This is a genomic window from Janthinobacterium sp. GMG1 (genome assembly GCF_034427795.1).
In the GTDB taxonomy this organism is placed as follows: Bacteria; Pseudomonadota; Gammaproteobacteria; order Burkholderiales; family Burkholderiaceae_D; genus Janthinobacterium.
Genome location: NZ_JAXQNT010000001.1, coordinates 204,789 through 220,661, shown reverse-complemented (window position 1 = coordinate 220,661; position 15,873 = coordinate 204,789). Strand labels below are relative to the sequence as shown.

Here is a 15,873-nt window from a genome sequence, read left to right as displayed (position 1 = left end):
GGCAGTGGCCATGGATTTCAATCCCAAGCATACGGAAGCGTTTCGCGCCGTCGTCGAAACGGGCAGCTTCGAGCAGGCGGCGCTGCGGCTGCACCTGACGTCGCCCGCCATTTCACAGCGGGTGCGGGCGCTGGAAAGCCAGCTGGGCAATGCGCTGATCGTGCGCAGCCGTCCCGCGCGCGCCACGCGCATGGGCCAGCGGCTGATGCAGTACCTGAAACGCGCCAAGCTGCTGGAAGCGGACTTGCAGGCGGAACTGGCGGTGCAGCAGGATGCCCCGCTGACCCTGGTGCTCGCGCTGAATGCGGACTCGATGGGAACCTGGTTCTTCCCGGCCCTGTCGGAAGTGCTGATACGCGAGCGCGTGCTGCTGGACCTGACCGTGGAAGACCAGGACCACACGTATACCTTGCTGGAGACGGGCATGGCCATCGGCTGCATCAGCACGGAAGCCAAGCCCATGCGCGGCTGCACGGCCGAACCGCTGGGCGTGATGCGCTACTGGCTGGTGGCCACGCCCGCGTTCCGCCAGCAGTGGTTTGCGCACGGCCTGACGCGCAAGGCGGCGCGCACGGCGCCCGTCGTCGCCTACACGCGCAAGGACACCTTGCAATCGTCGTTCCTGCAGGAAGCACTGGGGCTGCCCGAAGGGGCTTACCCCTGCCATTACGTGCCGGGCGCCACCTCGCACTTCAATGCCATCCGCTATGGCCTCGGCTACGGCATGGTGCCCGAACTGTTATTGAAGGCGAACACGGATGGTGAACTGGTGGAAATGCTCACACCCAAGACCCCGGCCGACGTGGCCCTGTACTGGCACACGTGGAAAGTGCAATCGCCGCGCATGGAGCAGCTGTCGCGGCAAATCATCGCGGCGGCACGCAGCATGCTGAAATAGTTGTCGTGAGAACTAGCGCTGCATGCCCCAGCGTTTCAGCGTGACGCGCTCCAGGCTGCGAAAGCCAAGGTTTTCCACGATTAAACCGATGACGATGACGGCCGCCAGGCCGGCGAACACCTTGTCCGTGTACAGCTCGTTACGGTTCTGGAAGATGTACCAGCCCAGGCCGCCCTGCCCCGACGTCGTGCCAAACACCAGCTCGGCCGCGATCAGGGTGCGCCAGGCGAATGCCCAGCCTATCTTCAAGCCGGAGACGATGGAGGGCAAGGCGCCCGGCACGAGAATGTGCAGCACCAGGCGCAAGCCGTTCAAGCCGTAATTGCGGCCCGCCATGCGCAGGGTCTCGGGCACGCCCTGGAAGCCCGCATACGTGTTCAGGGCCAGCGGCCACATCACGGAATGGACGATGACGAAGATCAGGCTGGCGCTTCCCAGGCCGAACCACAGCAGGGCCAGCGGCAGCAAGGCGATGGCCGGCAAGGGATTCAACATGGCCGTCAGGGTTTCCAGCAGGTCGCGCCCGATGCGGCTGGACACGGCCAGCAGGGTCAGCACGAAGGCGGCCAGCACGCCCACCGCATAGCCTTGCAGCAACACCACCAGGGACGCAGCCGTGCGCGTGAGCAATTCCCCGCTGGCGATGCCGCCGATAAATGCCTGCGCCGTCTGCAGAAAACTGGGCAACAATAAATCGTTCTGCGTCCAGCGCGCCGCCCCTTCCCACAGCAAGGCCAGGCTGAGCAAAATGAAAGCCTTGCGCCACAGCGCGTGCTGGCTCAGACGCTGCCAGCGCGACAGCGGCTGCTCGACGGTGACGCCGGCCGGCGGCGGCGCCGCGTAGACGAATTCCTGGCGGATAGGCGGCTCCAGCAGCGCGCTCATACGGCCTCCCGGTGGACAGGCTCTGCTTGCGCGACGGGAGCGACTTCCTCATCGAACAGCAAACCATGGATGCGGCTGCTGGCGGCCTGGAATTCCGCGCTGCCCGCGCTGTGCAAGCCGAATTGATGACTGTTGAGTTCGGCCCGTACCCGGCCCGGATGGGGCGACAGCAGCAGGATGCGGTTGCCCACGACCAAAGCTTCCTCGATCGAATGCGTAACGAACACAAGGGTAAAGCGCAGCTCTTCCCACAGACGGCTCAGCTCTTCCTGCATCTTGCGCCGCGTCAGTGCATCGAGGGCGGCAAACGGCTCGTCCATCAGCAGCACTTCCGGCTGCATGGCCAAGGCACGGGCGATGGCTACCCGCTGCTTCATGCCGCCCGACAAGGTATGCGGATGGGCATCTTCAAAGCCGGCCAGGCCCACCTTGGCGATCCAGTGATGGGCGCGCTCGCGAGCCGCCTGCTTGTCCAGCCGCTTGCTGGCCAGCAAGGGGAACATGACGTTTTCCAGAACAGTCTTCCATGGCGGCAACTGATCGAATTCCTGGAACACGACGACACGGTCCGGCCCCGGTTTATGGATGGGCTGGCCCTGCATGGCGATGCTGCCCGCGCGCGGCGCGATGAAACCGGCCACGGCCTTCAGCAAGGACGACTTGCCGCAGCCGGATGGCCCCAGCAGCACGAAACGGTCGCCCCGGAACACGTCGAAACTGACGTCGTGCGTGGCGCGCACGGTACGCTGCTCGGTGCGGTATTCCAGGCTGACATGTTTGACGCTGAGCAAGGGCTGCAAGGCAACCGGAGGACGTACCAGGTGAAAAGCGGGTGCGTTCATGTCAGCCTCCTTGCGTGATGGCAGGATCGTCAAAGAAGTAGTCGCGCCAGCTGTCTGGCAAGTTGCGGATGGCGCTCACGCGGTGCAGGAATTGCGCCAGGCCATAGGTGTTTTGCGGTGCGATCTTGAATTGCACTTGCGGGTTGGCAAAGATTTTCAACAGCAGATTGCGGTCCACCTTGCTTTTATTCACCTTGATGTAGATGTCGGCCGCGCCTTGCGGATTGCTGCTCGCATACTGCGCCGCTTCCGCCAGGGCGGCGATGAAGGCACGGTAGGTTTTCGGATTGTCCTTGCGATACTTTTCCGTCGCATACAGCAGAGTCGACGAGCTGGGTCCGCCCTGCACGTCGTACGAGTTCAGGATGATGTGGGCGTTCGGGTTTTGCGCCAGTTCCTGTTCCTGGAACGGCGAATTGCCGAAGTGGCCTGTCAACTCCGTGCCGCCGGCGATGATGGCGGCCGCCGCGTCCGGGTGCGGCAAGGTTTGCGTGATTTTATCGAGGCGGGCGAATTCCTTGTCGCCCCACTGTTTCGCCACGGCCATTTGCAGGATGCGCGCCTGCACGGAAACGGAAACGGCAGGCAAGGCGATGCGATCCTTGTCCGTCAGGTCCGCCAGGGTTTTCACCTTGGGATTATTGCTGACCAAATAGTAGGGGAAGTTGCCCAGCGAGGCCACGCCGCGCACGTTCTGCCGGCCTTTGGTGCGATCCCAGATGGTCAGCAACGGCCCCAGCCCAGCCCCCGCGATATCGATATTGCCCGATAACAAAGCGTCATTGATGGCCGGCCCGCCGGACAGGGTGATCCACTCGACTTTGACATCGACGCCCTGCTGCTTGCCATGCTTTTCAATCAGCTTTTGTTCCTGCGCAATATTGAGCAGCAAGAAGGTGATGCCATGCTGGCCCGCGATGCGGATCTGACCTTCTGCCCGGGCCATGGGCATGGCCATACACAGCACGGCGATGGCGGCAAGCAGGCGGCGGGAAAAACTAACGATCGGCAACATGGACACTCCTTGGGTCAGGCTTACAGGAAAAAATCAGTAGGGCGCATCGCCTTCGATGGTAGTGCGGTAGAGTTTGCGGCGCTGCTCGGGCGGGCACCCCGTCGCCAGATGCATCAGGGAACGGTTGTCCCAGAACACCAGGTCGTATGGCTGCCAGCGGTGCACATACAGGTGCTCCGGGCGCACGCTGTGGGCAAACAGTTCGTCGAGCAGGGCGCGGCTTTCGTCGTCGGGCAAGCCGACGATACGCGTGGTGAAATGTTCGCTGACAAACAGGGCGCGGCGTCCCGTTTCCGGGTGCACGCGCACCACCGGATGGCTGACGGGTGTGACTTCATCGATCTGCGCCTGCGTCAGGGCAGGACGCCATGGGTTGCGGCGGCGCAATTCCTCATACTGGCTCAGATAGCTGTGCTCGGCACGGGCGCCGCGTACGGCATGGCGCAGCGCGGCCGGCAAGCTTTCCCACGCCAGGTGCATATTCGCAAACACGGTATCGCCACCGTCCTGCGGCAACTCTTGCGCATGCAGCATGGAACCGAGGCTGGGCACTTCCTTGTACGACAGGTCAGAATGCCAGAAATGGCCGGCGTCGCCCAGGCCGATGGGCTGGCCATCCTCGACGATGTTCGAGATGATCAGCACTTCCGGCTGCGTAGGCAGCTGAAACTGGCGCAGCACGTGGATTTGCAGCGGGCCGAAGCGGCGGCTGAAATCAACTTGCTGCCGCGCCGTGATGCGCTGGTCGCGGAACACCAGCACGTGATGGTCGAGGTGGGCATGGTGCAGGCGCTGGAAGTCGCCCAGTGAGAGCGGCTGCGCCAGGTCCAGCCCCAGCACTTGCGCGCCCAGGGGCGCATCGAATGTCTCGATACGGAAATGGCTGGTGGACTGCACGGGTTTCAGGACGGCCGACATGGGAACTCGACTAGAGTCAGGGGAAGTCCACTGTATGTCGGCCAGCCTTGCTTGCAAACGAAGCATTTACTATATGGATATGCGCGGCGCGTTGCGCCAGGTTGCCACACAGGCTGCCACGCAATGGCGCAACTGCGCCGGCTTTGCCGGGGAACGGAGCTGGCACGAAACTTGCTTATCTACCAAGCTTCAACCATCGTCCAGGAAAGCCATGCCCACCTATGCCCTGCTGCTCGCCTTGCTGTTCCCTGCTGTCGTCCACGCGCAAAATAGCGAAGGTGAAAGTGATCTCAGCTACAAAGCCTATGTGCACAGCGACAAGCGCATCAAGTGTTTGTACGGCTACGCGGCCGACAAGACGGGCGACCATGCGGCCGCCGTCGCCATCTTTGAAGATTGCATCCGGCGCTGGAACGATGTGTATTCGATGATTTGGCTGGCCCAGCTGTATGAAACGGGCATCGGCGTGCCTAAAGACCTGGAGCAGGCGACGGCGCTGATGCAGCGCGGTGCGCATACGAATGACGACGCGGCCTATGCGCGGCTGGCGCGCTACCACTATGGTGTGGCGCTGGCCGAAGGCCGGGGCACGCCGCAAGACATTCCCCAAGCCAGAACCTGGCTGCGCCAGGCGGCGCAGGAGGGCGTGCGGGAGGCGGCCGATTACCTGGGCCGCCTGGACAATGCGGCGCCGTAAGCACGGCGCCAGCATCGTTTACGCTATTGCTTCGTAGCGGGCCAGGCGGGTCGCCATGCGCGGCGCCAGCTCGTGGCCAGCCGTGACGGTCACTTCCAGGTCGTTCAGCAAGCCATCTTTCAAGCCATAGACCCAGCCATGGACGCTGAGTTCCTGGCCCCGTTCCCACGCATCTTGCACGACAGTGGTCTGGCACACGTTCAAAACTTGTTCGACGACGTTCAGTTCGCACAGGCGGTCGCCGCGCTGGCGGCTGGTCAGCACGTCGCCCAGGTAGCGTTCGTGCTTCTGGCCCACGTCCTGCACGTGGCGCAGCCAGTTGTCGACCAGGCCGATGCGCGTGCCCGTCATGGCGGCATGCACGCCCTTGCAGCCGTAATGGCCGACGATGATGACATGTTTGACTTTCAGCACGTCCACGGCAAATTGCAGGACGGACAGGCAATTGAGGTCGGAATGCACGACCACATTGGCGATGTTACGGTGCACAAACACGTCGCCAGGCGCCATGCCCAGCAGTTCGTTGGCGGGCACGCGGCTGTCGGAGCAGCCGATCCACAGGTATTCGGGCGACGTTTGCGCTTCCAGGTTCTTGAAGAAGTTCGGGTCTTTCGCCACCATCGAGTCGGCCCAGCGGCGGTTACGCTGCAGCAGTTCCGCCAGGGCCGGGCCATTTTTCTGTTCGGTCATATCGCTCCCATTGTGTACGTACGACTGAATTGGCGGCAGATCGCGCCCATAGGCCGGCGATGCGCGCACATTGTTCAGTCGTGATGAAAAAAACGCCGGGATGTTGAAGCATCCCGGCGCATGGTATTACGTGTGCTTACTCAAAAAAATCCTTGACCTTGTCTTTCCAGGTCTTGCTTTGCGGACTGTGCTTGGCACCGCCCTCGGTCGTCGACTTTTCAAAGTCGCGCAGCAGGTCTTTCTGTTTTTCCGTCAGTTTCACGGGCGTTTCGATGGCCACGTGGCAGAACAGGTCGCCCGCGTAACCGGAGCGCACACCCTTGATGCCCTTGCCTTTCAGGCGGAAGGTTTTACCCGACTGGGTGCCTTCCGGGATCGTGAACGACACTTTGCCGTTCAGGGTAGGTACTTCGATTTCGCCGCCCAGGGCCGCCTTGGTGAACGAGATCGGCATTTCGCAATGCAGGTCGTCGCCTTCGCGCTGGAACACGGCGTGCGGCTTGATGTGGATTTCCACATACAGGTCGCCCGACGGACCGCCATTCGTGCCCGGTTCGCCGTTGCCGGACGAACGGATACGCATGCCGTTGTCGATACCGACTGGAATTTTTACTTCCAGGGTCTTGTTGCGCTTGATGCGACCGGCGCCGCCGCACGGCGTGCACGGGTCGGTGATGACCTTGCCGCTGCCATGGCATTTCGGGCAGGTTTGCTGGATGCTGAAGAAACCTTGCTGCATGCGCACCTGACCGTGACCACCGCAGGTACCGCAGGTGGTTGGCGAGGTGCCTGGCTTGGCGCCGCTGCCGTGGCAAGTGTCGCACTTGTCCCAGCTCGGCACGCGGATGGTCGTGTCGAAGCCGTGAGCAGCTTGCTCCAGTGTAATTTCCAGGTTGTAGCGCAAGTCGGCGCCACGGTACACCTGTGGCCCCGCATTGCGGCTGCGTCCACCGCCACCGCCAAAGATGTCGCCGAAGATATCGCCGAAGCTGTCGGCAAAGCCGCCAGCACCGCCGCCGAAGCCGCCACCGCCGCCCATGTTCGGGTCCACGCCAGCGTGACCATAACGGTCATACGCATCGCGCTTTTCCGGATTGGTCAGCATCTCGTAGGCTTCTTTGACTTCCTTAAACTTTTCTTCCGATTCCTTGCTATCCGGATTACGGTCCGGATGGTATTTCATCGCCAGTTTACGGTAAGACTTTTTGATCTCTTCTTCCGAAGCATTTTTTGCGACACCGAGTGTCTCGTAAAAATCACGCTTTGCCATGTTGTCGGCACCTTGCAGTCTATCTACTGATGTAAAAATTACACGAAAAAGCCGAGTCGAGTGCTGCACTGGGCAACGACTCGGCTCGGCCGGTCTTCGCGGCTAATCCCGCGATGTAGCGTTCAGCCCGGCTGCCCCCAGTTCATGGGAGCGCAAGACATTACTTGCTGTCTTTGACTTCTTTGAAGTCAGCGTCAACAACGTCGTCTTGCTTGGCGCCTGCGTCCGATGCGCCAGCAGCTTGCTGTGCACCTTCCGCGCCGCCGGCAGCTTGCTGCGCTTGCATGTCGGCATACATTTTTTCCCCCAGTTTCTGCGATGCGCTCGACAGTGCTTCCACCTTGGCGTCGATCTCAGCCTTGTCGCCCGCCTTGATGCTTGCTTCCAGGTCGGTGATCGCCGCTTCGATCTTCTCTTTCTCGCCCGCATCCAGCTTGTCGCCGTATTCGGTCAAGGATTTCCGGGTCGAGTGTACCAGAGCATCGGCCTGGTTGCGCGACTCGGCCAATTCTTTGACCTTCTTGTCTTCTTCCGCGTTCAACTCGGCGTCTTTCACCATCTTCTGGATTTCAGCCTCGGTCAAGCCGGAATTGGCCTTGATCGTGATCTTGTTTTCCTTGCCGGTGGCCTTGTCTTTCGCGCCGACATGCAAGATGCCGTTGGCGTCGATGTCGAAGGTCACTTCGATCTGTGGCGTACCGCGCGATGCTGGCGGGATGCCTTCCAGATTGAATTCGCCCAGACCCTTGTTGCCGGCGGCGATTTCGCGCTCACCCTGGAAGACCTTGATGGTCACCGCAGGCTGGTTGTCGTCGGCCGTCGAGAAGACCTGGCTAAACTTGGTCGGAATCGTCGTGTTTTTGTGAATCATCTTGGTCATCACGCCGCCCAGGGTTTCGATACCCAGGGACAGAGGGGTGACGTCCAGCAACAGCAAGTCCTTGCGTTCGCCCGACAGGACCGAACCTTGAATCGCTGCGCCCACGGCGACGGCTTCGTCCGGGTTCACATCCTTGCGTGGATCCTTGCCGAAGAATTCCTTCACTTTTTCCTGCACCTTCGGCATACGCGTCATACCGCCGACCAGGATGATGTCATCGATGTCCGACACTTTCACGCCAGCATCTTTGATAGCGATGCGGCACGGTTCCATCGTGGCCGTGATCAGCTCTTCCACCAGGGATTCCAGCTTGGCGCGGGTCATCTTCAGGTTCAAGTGGACCGGTGCGCCATTCGCCATGGCGATGTACGGCTCGTTGATCTCGGTTTGTTGCGACGACGACAATTCGATCTTCGCGCGCTCGGCCGAAGCCTTGATGCGCTGCAGAGCGATCGGATCTTTTTTCAGGTCGATGCCGTTGATCTTCTTGAACTCGTCGATGATGTAATCGATGACGCGCTGGTCGAAGTCTTCGCCGCCCAGGAAGGTGTCGCCGTTGGTCGACAGCACTTCAAATTGTTTCTCGCCATCAACATCCGCGATTTCGATGATCGACACGTCGAACGTACCGCCACCCAAGTCATACACGGCGATTTTACGGTCGCCTTTTTCGGTCTTGTCCAGGCCGAACGCCAGCGCTGCCGCGGTTGGCTCGTTGATGATGCGCTTGACGTCCAGGCCAGCGATACGGCCGGCATCCTTGGTAGCTTGACGCTGCGAGTCGTTGAAGTACGCAGGCACGGTGATGACGGCTTCGGTGACTTCTTCACCGAGGTAGTCTTCTGCCGTTTTCTTCATCTTGCGCAGCACTTCAGCCGAAATTTGCGGCGGCGCCAGTTTTTTGTCGCGTACGCCGATCCATGCATCGCCGTTGTCGGCTTTCATGATCTGGTACGGCATCAGTGCGATGTCTTTTTGGACTTCTTTTTCGTCGAACTTGCGACCGATCAGACGCTTGACTGCGTACAGCGTGTTTTTCGGATTGGTCACGGCCTGGCGTTTCGCTGGCGCGCCGACGAGAATTTCGCCATCTTCTTGATAAGCAATAATCGACGGCGTCGTGCGTGCGCCTTCAGCGTTTTCGATTACCTTTGGTTGACCGTTTTCCATGATGGAAACGCAGGAATTCGTGGTTCCCAGATCGATACCGATAATTCTACCCATGATTTATTTCCTTTTATTTGCTAGATTTCAGATGGTTCTTATATGTGGCAAAGCGGCATGGTTTCAAGGCTTGCTTGATGCCGCACTCTGATTATTTTGCTTGCGCGGTCGTTACAATGGCTGGACGCAGCAGGCGGTCCGCAATCATATAGCCCTTTTGCAGGACTGACACGATGGTATTGGCTTCCTGCTCCGCTGGCACCACGGCAACAGCCTGGTGTTTCATCGGATCGAGCTTTTCACCCTGCACTGGCAGCACTTCCACCAGGCGGTTGCGCTCGAACGCGGCGTTCAGTTGCTTCAAGGTCATCTCGACGCCTTCTTTCAGCGATTCGATGGTCGGTGCTTCCACCGTCAGCGCCGTTTCCAGGCTGTCTTTCACCGGCACCATGGCTTCGGCAAAGCTTTCCACTGCGAATTTGTGCGCTTTAGCAACATCTTCCTGCGCGCGGCGGCGGATATTTTCGCCATCAGCCTTGGCGCGCATGAAGGCATCGTGCATCTCTGCAAGACGCGCTTCGGTACTCGCCAGCTGCTCTTCCAAAGTAGGCTCTGCGGGAGTCGATGGGGCAGTCGCCGCGGCGTCCGCTTGCGGATTAGGTACAGCTTGGTTTTCCTGATCTTGCATCTGAAAAGCTCCTACAATCAATGACTTAAATGAGTTAGTCTAACTATCTTTACAACACTAACGGGCAGATGGGGCTATATCCTATTGTTTCAAGGGGTATGCATGGCAAAACCAGAATTACATCGGTCCATGTTACAGCGTATTACAAAACGCTATCCATTTTGACCAGCGATCCGTGCGCACATCCCTTGATTTCCTGGCTTCCCACGACAAAGCGGGCATTCTACCAGCCCCGCCACGGCCATCGCCACTGGCGGTGTTGCTATTTGGAAAACTCCTTGACCGCGCCAGACGTGACAAAGCCGCGCAAGCGCGGCTTTTAATTGTCAAAAATCATTATCTTTAATGCGGCGCGCCCAGGGCCAGGGCCGCCGTGCGCGCCTGTTCGCCCGCCTTCTTGTCCGCCTCACGCTGCGCCGCCGTCTTCATCGTCGGCCAGCCAATCATGTGCTGCTCCGCAATTTCTGCCAAGCCCGCGATCCAGGCTGGCGTTTCGTTAAGACAAGCGATGTAGTGAAACTGCTGGCCGCCGGCCGTCTCGAAATCATGCTTGGCTTCCATGGCGATCTCCTCCAGCGTTTCCAGGCAATCGCTGGTAAAGCCAGGACACAGCAGGTCGACGCGCTTGACGCCCTGTTGCGCCAGCGCCACCAGAGTGGGCGCCGTGTACGGCTGCAGCCATTCGGCCTTGCCAAAGCGCGACTGGAAGGTCACCACGTATTGCTCTTTAGTTAATTTCAACCTTTCCGCCAGCAGGCGCGCCGTTTTCAGGCATTGGCAATGATAGGGGTCGCCGAGCAGCAAGGTACGCTTGGGGACGCCATGAAAGCTCATCACCAGTTTTTCGGGACGGCCATGCGCTTCCCAATGGTTCAGCACGGAGTCGCGCAAGGCGTCGATATACGTGTCGTGCTCGTGATATTGCTTAATGAAACGCAATTCCGGCACATTGCGCACGGTGGCGTAATGGGCAAACACGGCATCGTAGATGGAACCCGTCGTCGTGCCCGAGTATTGCGGATAGGCAGGCAGGATGGCGATGCGCTCGCAGCCTTCGCTTTTCAGCTTGGCCAGCACGTCGGGCAAGGAAGGCGAACCGTAGCGCATGGCCATGGCCACGGTCACGCCGTCGTGGCCCCGCTCGGCCAGCGCGCCGGCCAGCAACTTGGCCTGCTTTTGCGTGTGCACTTTCAAGGGCGAGCCTTCGCGTGTCCAGATCGACGCGTATTTCTTGGCCGACTGGCCGGAACGGAAGGGCAAAATGATCAGGTTCAAGATGAACCACCAGACGATGCGGGGAATCTCCACCACGCGCGGATCCGACAAAAATTGCTTCAGATAACGCCGCACGGCCGACGACGACGGCGCATCGGGCGTGCCCAGGTTAACCAGCACCACGGCGCTGCGGTCGATACTGCCATGCGTGTACGGAGGTTCTGTTTGAAATGACATGAAGGCTCTTCGAAGGCGTTGGATGGATTAGCCAGTTATTATAGTTGCATTGAGTTAATAGCGAAGTGCTGGGGTCAGACCCTCAATGCCGCTAACGTCAAGCTCAGCGCTAACGCATCCGGGGTCTGACCCCGGATTTAAGCCTGCGTTTAAATTGCCAGCAGTTCACGCGCATGCTTGCGCGTGGTGGCCGTGATTTCCAGGCCGCCCAGCATGCGCGCCACTTCTTCCACCCTGGCCTTGGCATCGAGCATGTCGATGCGCGAGGCCGTCTTGCCATTGTCCAGGGTGCTTTTTGCCACCTGGAAATGTTGATTCGCCTGGCTGGCCACTTGCGGCAAGTGGGTCACGCACAGTACTTGCCGTCCCTGCCCCAGGCGTTTCAGCAAGCGCCCCACCACTTCCGCGACGGCGCCGCCGATGCCGCTGTCGACCTCGTCGAAGATCAGGGTCGGCGTGGTGGTGGCATGCGAGGTGATGACGGAAATGGCCAGCGCGATGCGCGCCAGTTCGCCGCCGGACGCCACCTTGGCCAGGGAGCGGGGCGCCGTGCCCGCATGGCCAGCGACGAGGAATTCCACTTGCTCGAGGCCGTGGGCGGCCGGTTCGCACGGGTGCAGGGCGATTTCAAAACTGCCTCCCGTCATGCTCAGCTCCTGCATGGCGCGCGTGACGGCTTGCCCCAGCTCCAGGGCGGCGGCGCGGCGCGTGTCTGATAACCGCTCGGCCACGGCGCGGTATTCCGCCTCGATCTTCGCTTCCTGGCGCAGCAAGCCTTCGATGTCGGAAGCGTCCGCCAGATGCTGCAGCTTTTCCGACAGCTTCGCGTGTTCCTCCGGCAATTCTTCGGGCGTGACGCGGAATTTGCGGGCCGTGCTGTGCATGGCTTCCATGCGCGCGTCGAGCTGGTGCAGGCGCTCCGGATCCAGCTCGACCCGGTCCAGATAATTGTTCAGCGCGTACACGGATTCCTGCAATTGAATGCGCGACGATTCGATCAGGTCGACGATGGGCTGCAATTCCGCATCGACGGAAACCAGCTTGCCCAGCTTCTGGTTCAGGGCCGACAGTTGCGACACGATCGGGTGGTCTTCCGATTCGGAAATGAGGGACAGGGCTTCCTGTGCCCCTTCCAGCAGGCTGGCCGCGTGCGACAGGCGGCTGTGCTCGTTCGTGATGTCCGTCCATTCACCGGGTTTGGCGGCCAGTTTTTCCAGTTCGCCCACTTGCCATTCCAGGCGTTCGCGCTCGTACAGCACGTTGGCGGCGTTGGTTTCGAATTCTTCTCTCTGGCGCACGAGGGCGCGCCAGCGCTTGTGCAGGGCCGCCACTTGCCGCGCATCCTGTTCCGCGCCCGCTTCGCGCGCCGTCGCCTGGCCGTCGAGCAAGGCGCGCTGCGCCTCGCTTTTCAGCAAGGACTGGTGCGCATGCTGGCCGTGGATATCGACCAGCATGTCGCCCAGCTCGCGCAGCTGCGCGGCCGTGGCGGGGATGCCGTTGATGTACGCCTTCGAGCGGCCCGCATTGTCGATCACGCGGCGCAGCAGGGCGCCGCCATCGTCGTTGGCGAATTCATTGGCCACCAGCCAGGCTTGCGCCACTTCGCTGACGGAAAAATCGGCCGTGATATCGGCCTTGGCCGCCCCTTCGCGCACCACGCTGGCGTCGCCGCGCCCGCCCAGCGCCAGGGTCAGCGCATCGATGAGGATGGACTTGCCGGCGCCCGTCTCGCCCGTCAGCACGCTGAAGCCGGCGGAAAATTCCAGTTCAATGGTATCGACAATGACAAAATCGCGAATGGACAGTGTATGGAGCATGGCTTCTGTGGTTAGGCGGCGCACCGCGGGTTAGCGTGGAGAAAAATGTTAGCTGAGCTTGCCCTCGCCCGACGGGTACTCATTCCAGTGCAATTTTTCACGCAGGGTGTTGTAGTAACTCCACCCTTCCGGATGCAGGAAGGTAATCGTATGCGGCGAACGGCGGATGAGGATGCGGTCTTGCTGCACCAGGCTGGCAAAGGTCTGCATGTCGAAATTGACGCTGATATCGCGCCCGCGCACGATTTCCACGACGATCTGGCTCGAGTCGGGCAAGACGATGGGGCGGTTCGACAGCGCGTGCGGGGCGATCGGCACGAGCACGATGCCGCCCAGGGTCGGATGCAGCAAGGGGCCGCCGGCCGACAGCGAATACGCGGTCGAGCCCGTGGGCGTGGATATGATCAAGCCATCGGAACGCTGGTTGTACATGAAGTGGCCGTCGACCTCGACGCGCAATTCAGCCATGCCGGCGCCGCCGCCGCGCGAAACGACGACATCGTTGACGGCCATGCCCACGTGTATCGATACACCATCGCGCAGCACGCTGCCTTCGAGCAAGGTGCGGCGTTCAGCCTTGAAGCGGCCGCCGAGAATTTGCGCCAGCACGGGCAGCATGCGCTCGAGCGGGATATCGGTCATGAAACCTAATCGCCCTTGATTGATACCGATCAAGGGGACGTCGAATGGCGCCAGCTGGCGCGCAATGCCCAGCATGGTGCCGTCGCCGCCCATGACGATGGCGCAATCGGCGGCGGCGCCGATCTCGGCCGGCGACATGGCGCGCACGCCGGGAAACGCCAGGTTCAGATGCGCGGCCGTCTCGGCCTCGAAGACCACCGTGTGGCCCAGCACTTGCAGGAAATCGACGATGCTTTTGACGGGCTCGGCAATGCCATCCGTATTCTGGCGCACGACCAGGGCGATGGTCTTGGCGCCCAGGTTGAAGCGTTCGCCCGGGGCTGGCTGTTCGGCGCGCTGTTCGGCGGGTGTATCGACGGGCATAAGAGTCTCGGTAGTGAATTCGGTGGCAAACCGCCCCAGGCTGTCGCATCGCACGCCGGCTTCGCATGATACTGTATATATGCACAGTATAGTGCGGCTGCCGTGTGCCCGCAAGGGGCGTTCTTGGTGTTGCACGCAGTGTAGCGCAGAAAAAGAATCGTCCATGCGTGCGCCAGCGCTCCCTGCCTGGACAAATCCGCTTGCAGGCGGCCTGCCGCGGCGGGACACTGGTTTCACTTTACTGTCAGGAGGCCATATGGTTACCCAGCATAGCGAGCGCAAGATCAATACCGAGGAAAAAGTCAAAAATGACGGCGTCGACCGCCTGCCGCACGAGCGCGACGAATCGCCCGACGCGCAAAACGTGCGCCCGCGCAAGATCATGCAACAGGCGGCCAGCGACCTGGAACAGGGCCTGGTCGACACGGACCGCCGCGCCCAGCCCGGCGTGGAAAAGGTCAAGCCGGCCGCGCCGCAACAGGCGCGCCCTGACGCGCAGCTGGAACCAAAGAAGGCGCGCTGAATCGAACTGTCAGGCACCGCGACTTTGCCGGCGACGCGCCGGGCGCAATGTCATCTGGCGCGTGACGCCGGCGCCGTGAGCAGCCAAGCCCTGCACCACGCATGCGCCCCCTGTGTGACACAACGAACGGAAGGGCAAGGGTGGCACGCGCATGATGGACGCTCGAACCACGCAAGGAGTACATCATGAAAAAAACAGGATCAGCCGTCTGGAGTGGCGGCCTTAAAGATGGCAAAGGGTTTATTTCCACCCAAAGCGGCGCGCTCGACAATGTAGCCTATGGTTTCAACACGCGTTTCGAGGACGGTCCCGGCAGCAATCCGGAAGAACTGATCGGCGCGGCTCATGCGGCCTGCTTCACCATGGCCCTGTCCGGCCAACTGGGCGAGGTCGGCCTGCGCGCCACGGCCCTGAAAACCACGGCCGACGTCAGCCTGGAGAAAATCGATGGCAGCTATGCCATCACGGCCGTGCACCTGACCCTCGTGGCCACCATTCCCGGCGCCACGGAAGAAGCCTTCCAGGACGCGGCCCTGCGCGCCAAGCTCGGTTGCCCCGTGTCCAAATTGCTGGCCACGGAAATCACTCTGGATGCCCATCTGGAGTAATCATGTCACCGTCCGCCGCCCCTGTTGCAGCGGGCGGCAGGGGCGGTCTCGGCAAGAAAGCCGTAAAACGCATAAAATCCTGCCATTCCCCTATCATCATCAAGGATTTACGATGCGTATTTTGCACACCATGTTACGGGTCGGCGACCTGCAGCGATCCATCGATTTTTACACCAAGGTCCTGGGCATGACGCTGCTGCGCACCAGCGACAATCCGGAATACCAGTACACCCTGGCCTTCGTCGGCTATGGCTCGAATCCCGACCACGCGGAATTGGAACTGACGTATAACTATGGCACCACCAGCTACGAGCTGGGCACGGCGTATGGCCACATCGCCATTTCGGCCGACGACATCGTCGCCGCATGCGACGCGGCGCGCGCGAATGGCGGCAACGTCACGCGCGAACCGGGTCCCGTGAAAGGCGGCAACACGGTCATCGCCTTCATCACCGATCCGGATGGCTACAAGATCGAATTGATCGAGCGCAAGTTCGACGGCCAGGGCGGCGGCCTGTAAT

Annotated in this window: 16 protein-coding genes; 5 read left to right on the top strand and 11 right to left on the bottom strand. The window is 61.0% G+C overall.

Annotation, left to right across the window (positions count from 1 at the left end; all coding sequences use genetic code 11):
• Nucleotides 1-4 precede the first annotated feature (4 nt).
• The gene (locus tag SJI03_RS01065; RefSeq protein ID WP_322425969.1) at nucleotides 5-898 is read left to right on the top strand and encodes an HTH-type transcriptional regulator ArgP; all 894 of its coding nucleotides are present in this window, start codon (nucleotides 5-7) and stop codon (nucleotides 896-898) included.
• 12 nt (nucleotides 899-910) lie between these two features.
• Here SJI03_RS01065 and SJI03_RS01060 read toward each other — a convergent pair whose 3' ends face one another.
• Genes SJI03_RS01060 through SJI03_RS01045 form a run of 4 tightly spaced genes read right to left on the bottom strand, consistent with a single transcriptional unit; the run spans nucleotide 911 to nucleotide 4,558 of the window.
• A complete protein-coding gene (locus tag SJI03_RS01060; protein WP_322425968.1) occupies nucleotides 911-1,783 on the bottom strand; it encodes an ABC transporter permease in 873 nt (290 codons plus the stop codon).
• On the bottom strand, nucleotides 1,780-2,625 hold the full coding sequence (locus tag SJI03_RS01055) for an ABC transporter ATP-binding protein (RefSeq protein WP_099376347.1): 846 nt from the start codon (nucleotides 2,623-2,625) through the stop codon (nucleotides 1,780-1,782). The genes SJI03_RS01060 and SJI03_RS01055 overlap by 4 nt, the downstream gene beginning before the upstream one ends.
• A gap of 1 nt (nucleotide 2,626) precedes the next feature.
• Nucleotides 2,627-3,640, bottom strand: coding sequence for an ABC transporter substrate-binding protein (locus tag SJI03_RS01050; protein WP_416208688.1), 1,014 nt, complete (start codon nucleotides 3,638-3,640; stop codon nucleotides 2,627-2,629).
• A gap of 33 nt (nucleotides 3,641-3,673) precedes the next feature.
• Nucleotides 3,674-4,558, bottom strand: coding sequence for a TauD/TfdA family dioxygenase (locus tag SJI03_RS01045; RefSeq protein ID WP_322425967.1), 885 nt, complete (start codon nucleotides 4,556-4,558; stop codon nucleotides 3,674-3,676).
• A 211-nt stretch (nucleotides 4,559-4,769) separates the two neighbouring features.
• Between SJI03_RS01045 and SJI03_RS01040 the strand changes: the two genes are divergently transcribed.
• Nucleotides 4,770-5,255 carry a sel1 repeat family protein gene (locus SJI03_RS01040; protein WP_322425966.1) on the top strand — a complete coding sequence of 162 codons (486 nt, stop codon included), beginning with the start codon at nucleotides 4,770-4,772 and terminating at the stop codon, nucleotides 5,253-5,255.
• Nucleotides 5,256-5,273: 18 nt separating this feature from the next.
• Here the strand turns inward: SJI03_RS01040 and can are convergent, their stop codons facing one another.
• The 7 genes from can to SJI03_RS01005 form a co-directional block, all read right to left on the bottom strand.
• Nucleotides 5,274-5,945, bottom strand: coding sequence for a carbonate dehydratase (gene can / locus SJI03_RS01035; RefSeq protein ID WP_035822585.1), 672 nt, complete (start codon nucleotides 5,943-5,945; stop codon nucleotides 5,274-5,276).
• 136 nt (nucleotides 5,946-6,081) lie between these two features.
• Nucleotides 6,082-7,215, bottom strand: coding sequence for a molecular chaperone DnaJ (gene dnaJ / locus SJI03_RS01030; protein ID WP_034745985.1), 1,134 nt, complete (start codon nucleotides 7,213-7,215; stop codon nucleotides 6,082-6,084).
• 160 nt (nucleotides 7,216-7,375) lie between these two features.
• A complete protein-coding gene (gene dnaK, locus SJI03_RS01025; RefSeq protein ID WP_034745982.1) occupies nucleotides 7,376-9,319 on the bottom strand; it encodes a molecular chaperone DnaK in 1,944 nt (647 codons plus the stop codon).
• A 91-nt stretch (nucleotides 9,320-9,410) separates the two neighbouring features.
• Nucleotides 9,411-9,947 (bottom strand): nucleotide exchange factor GrpE, encoded by a 537-nt coding sequence (grpE, locus tag SJI03_RS01020; protein ID WP_034788734.1) that lies wholly within the window; start codon nucleotides 9,945-9,947, stop codon nucleotides 9,411-9,413.
• A 342-nt stretch (nucleotides 9,948-10,289) separates the two neighbouring features.
• Entirely contained in the window at nucleotides 10,290-11,399 is a 1,110-nt protein-coding gene (hemH, locus tag SJI03_RS01015) for a ferrochelatase (RefSeq protein ID WP_322425965.1), read from the bottom strand.
• 149 nt (nucleotides 11,400-11,548) lie between these two features.
• Complete coding sequence (gene recN / locus SJI03_RS01010) at nucleotides 11,549-13,216, bottom strand: DNA repair protein RecN (RefSeq protein ID WP_322425964.1); 1,668 nt, start codon at nucleotides 13,214-13,216, stop codon at nucleotides 11,549-11,551.
• Nucleotides 13,217-13,264: 48 nt separating this feature from the next.
• Nucleotides 13,265-14,221, bottom strand: coding sequence for an NAD kinase (locus SJI03_RS01005; RefSeq protein ID WP_322425963.1), 957 nt, complete (start codon nucleotides 14,219-14,221; stop codon nucleotides 13,265-13,267).
• Between the two features lie 256 nt (nucleotides 14,222-14,477).
• On the opposite strand from SJI03_RS01005, the gene SJI03_RS01000 reads away from it, so the two are divergent.
• From SJI03_RS01000 to gloA, 3 genes are all read left to right on the top strand, one after another.
• On the top strand, nucleotides 14,478-14,744 hold the full coding sequence (locus tag SJI03_RS01000) for a hypothetical protein (protein WP_322425962.1): 267 nt from the start codon (nucleotides 14,478-14,480) through the stop codon (nucleotides 14,742-14,744).
• Between the two features lie 185 nt (nucleotides 14,745-14,929).
• The gene (locus SJI03_RS00995; RefSeq protein ID WP_099376340.1) at nucleotides 14,930-15,352 is read left to right on the top strand and encodes an OsmC family protein; all 423 of its coding nucleotides are present in this window, start codon (nucleotides 14,930-14,932) and stop codon (nucleotides 15,350-15,352) included.
• 112 nt (nucleotides 15,353-15,464) lie between these two features.
• Nucleotides 15,465-15,872 carry a lactoylglutathione lyase gene (gene gloA / locus SJI03_RS00990; protein ID WP_071653386.1) on the top strand — a complete coding sequence of 136 codons (408 nt, stop codon included), beginning with the start codon at nucleotides 15,465-15,467 and terminating at the stop codon, nucleotides 15,870-15,872.
• Nucleotide 15,873: the final 1 nt, after the last annotated feature.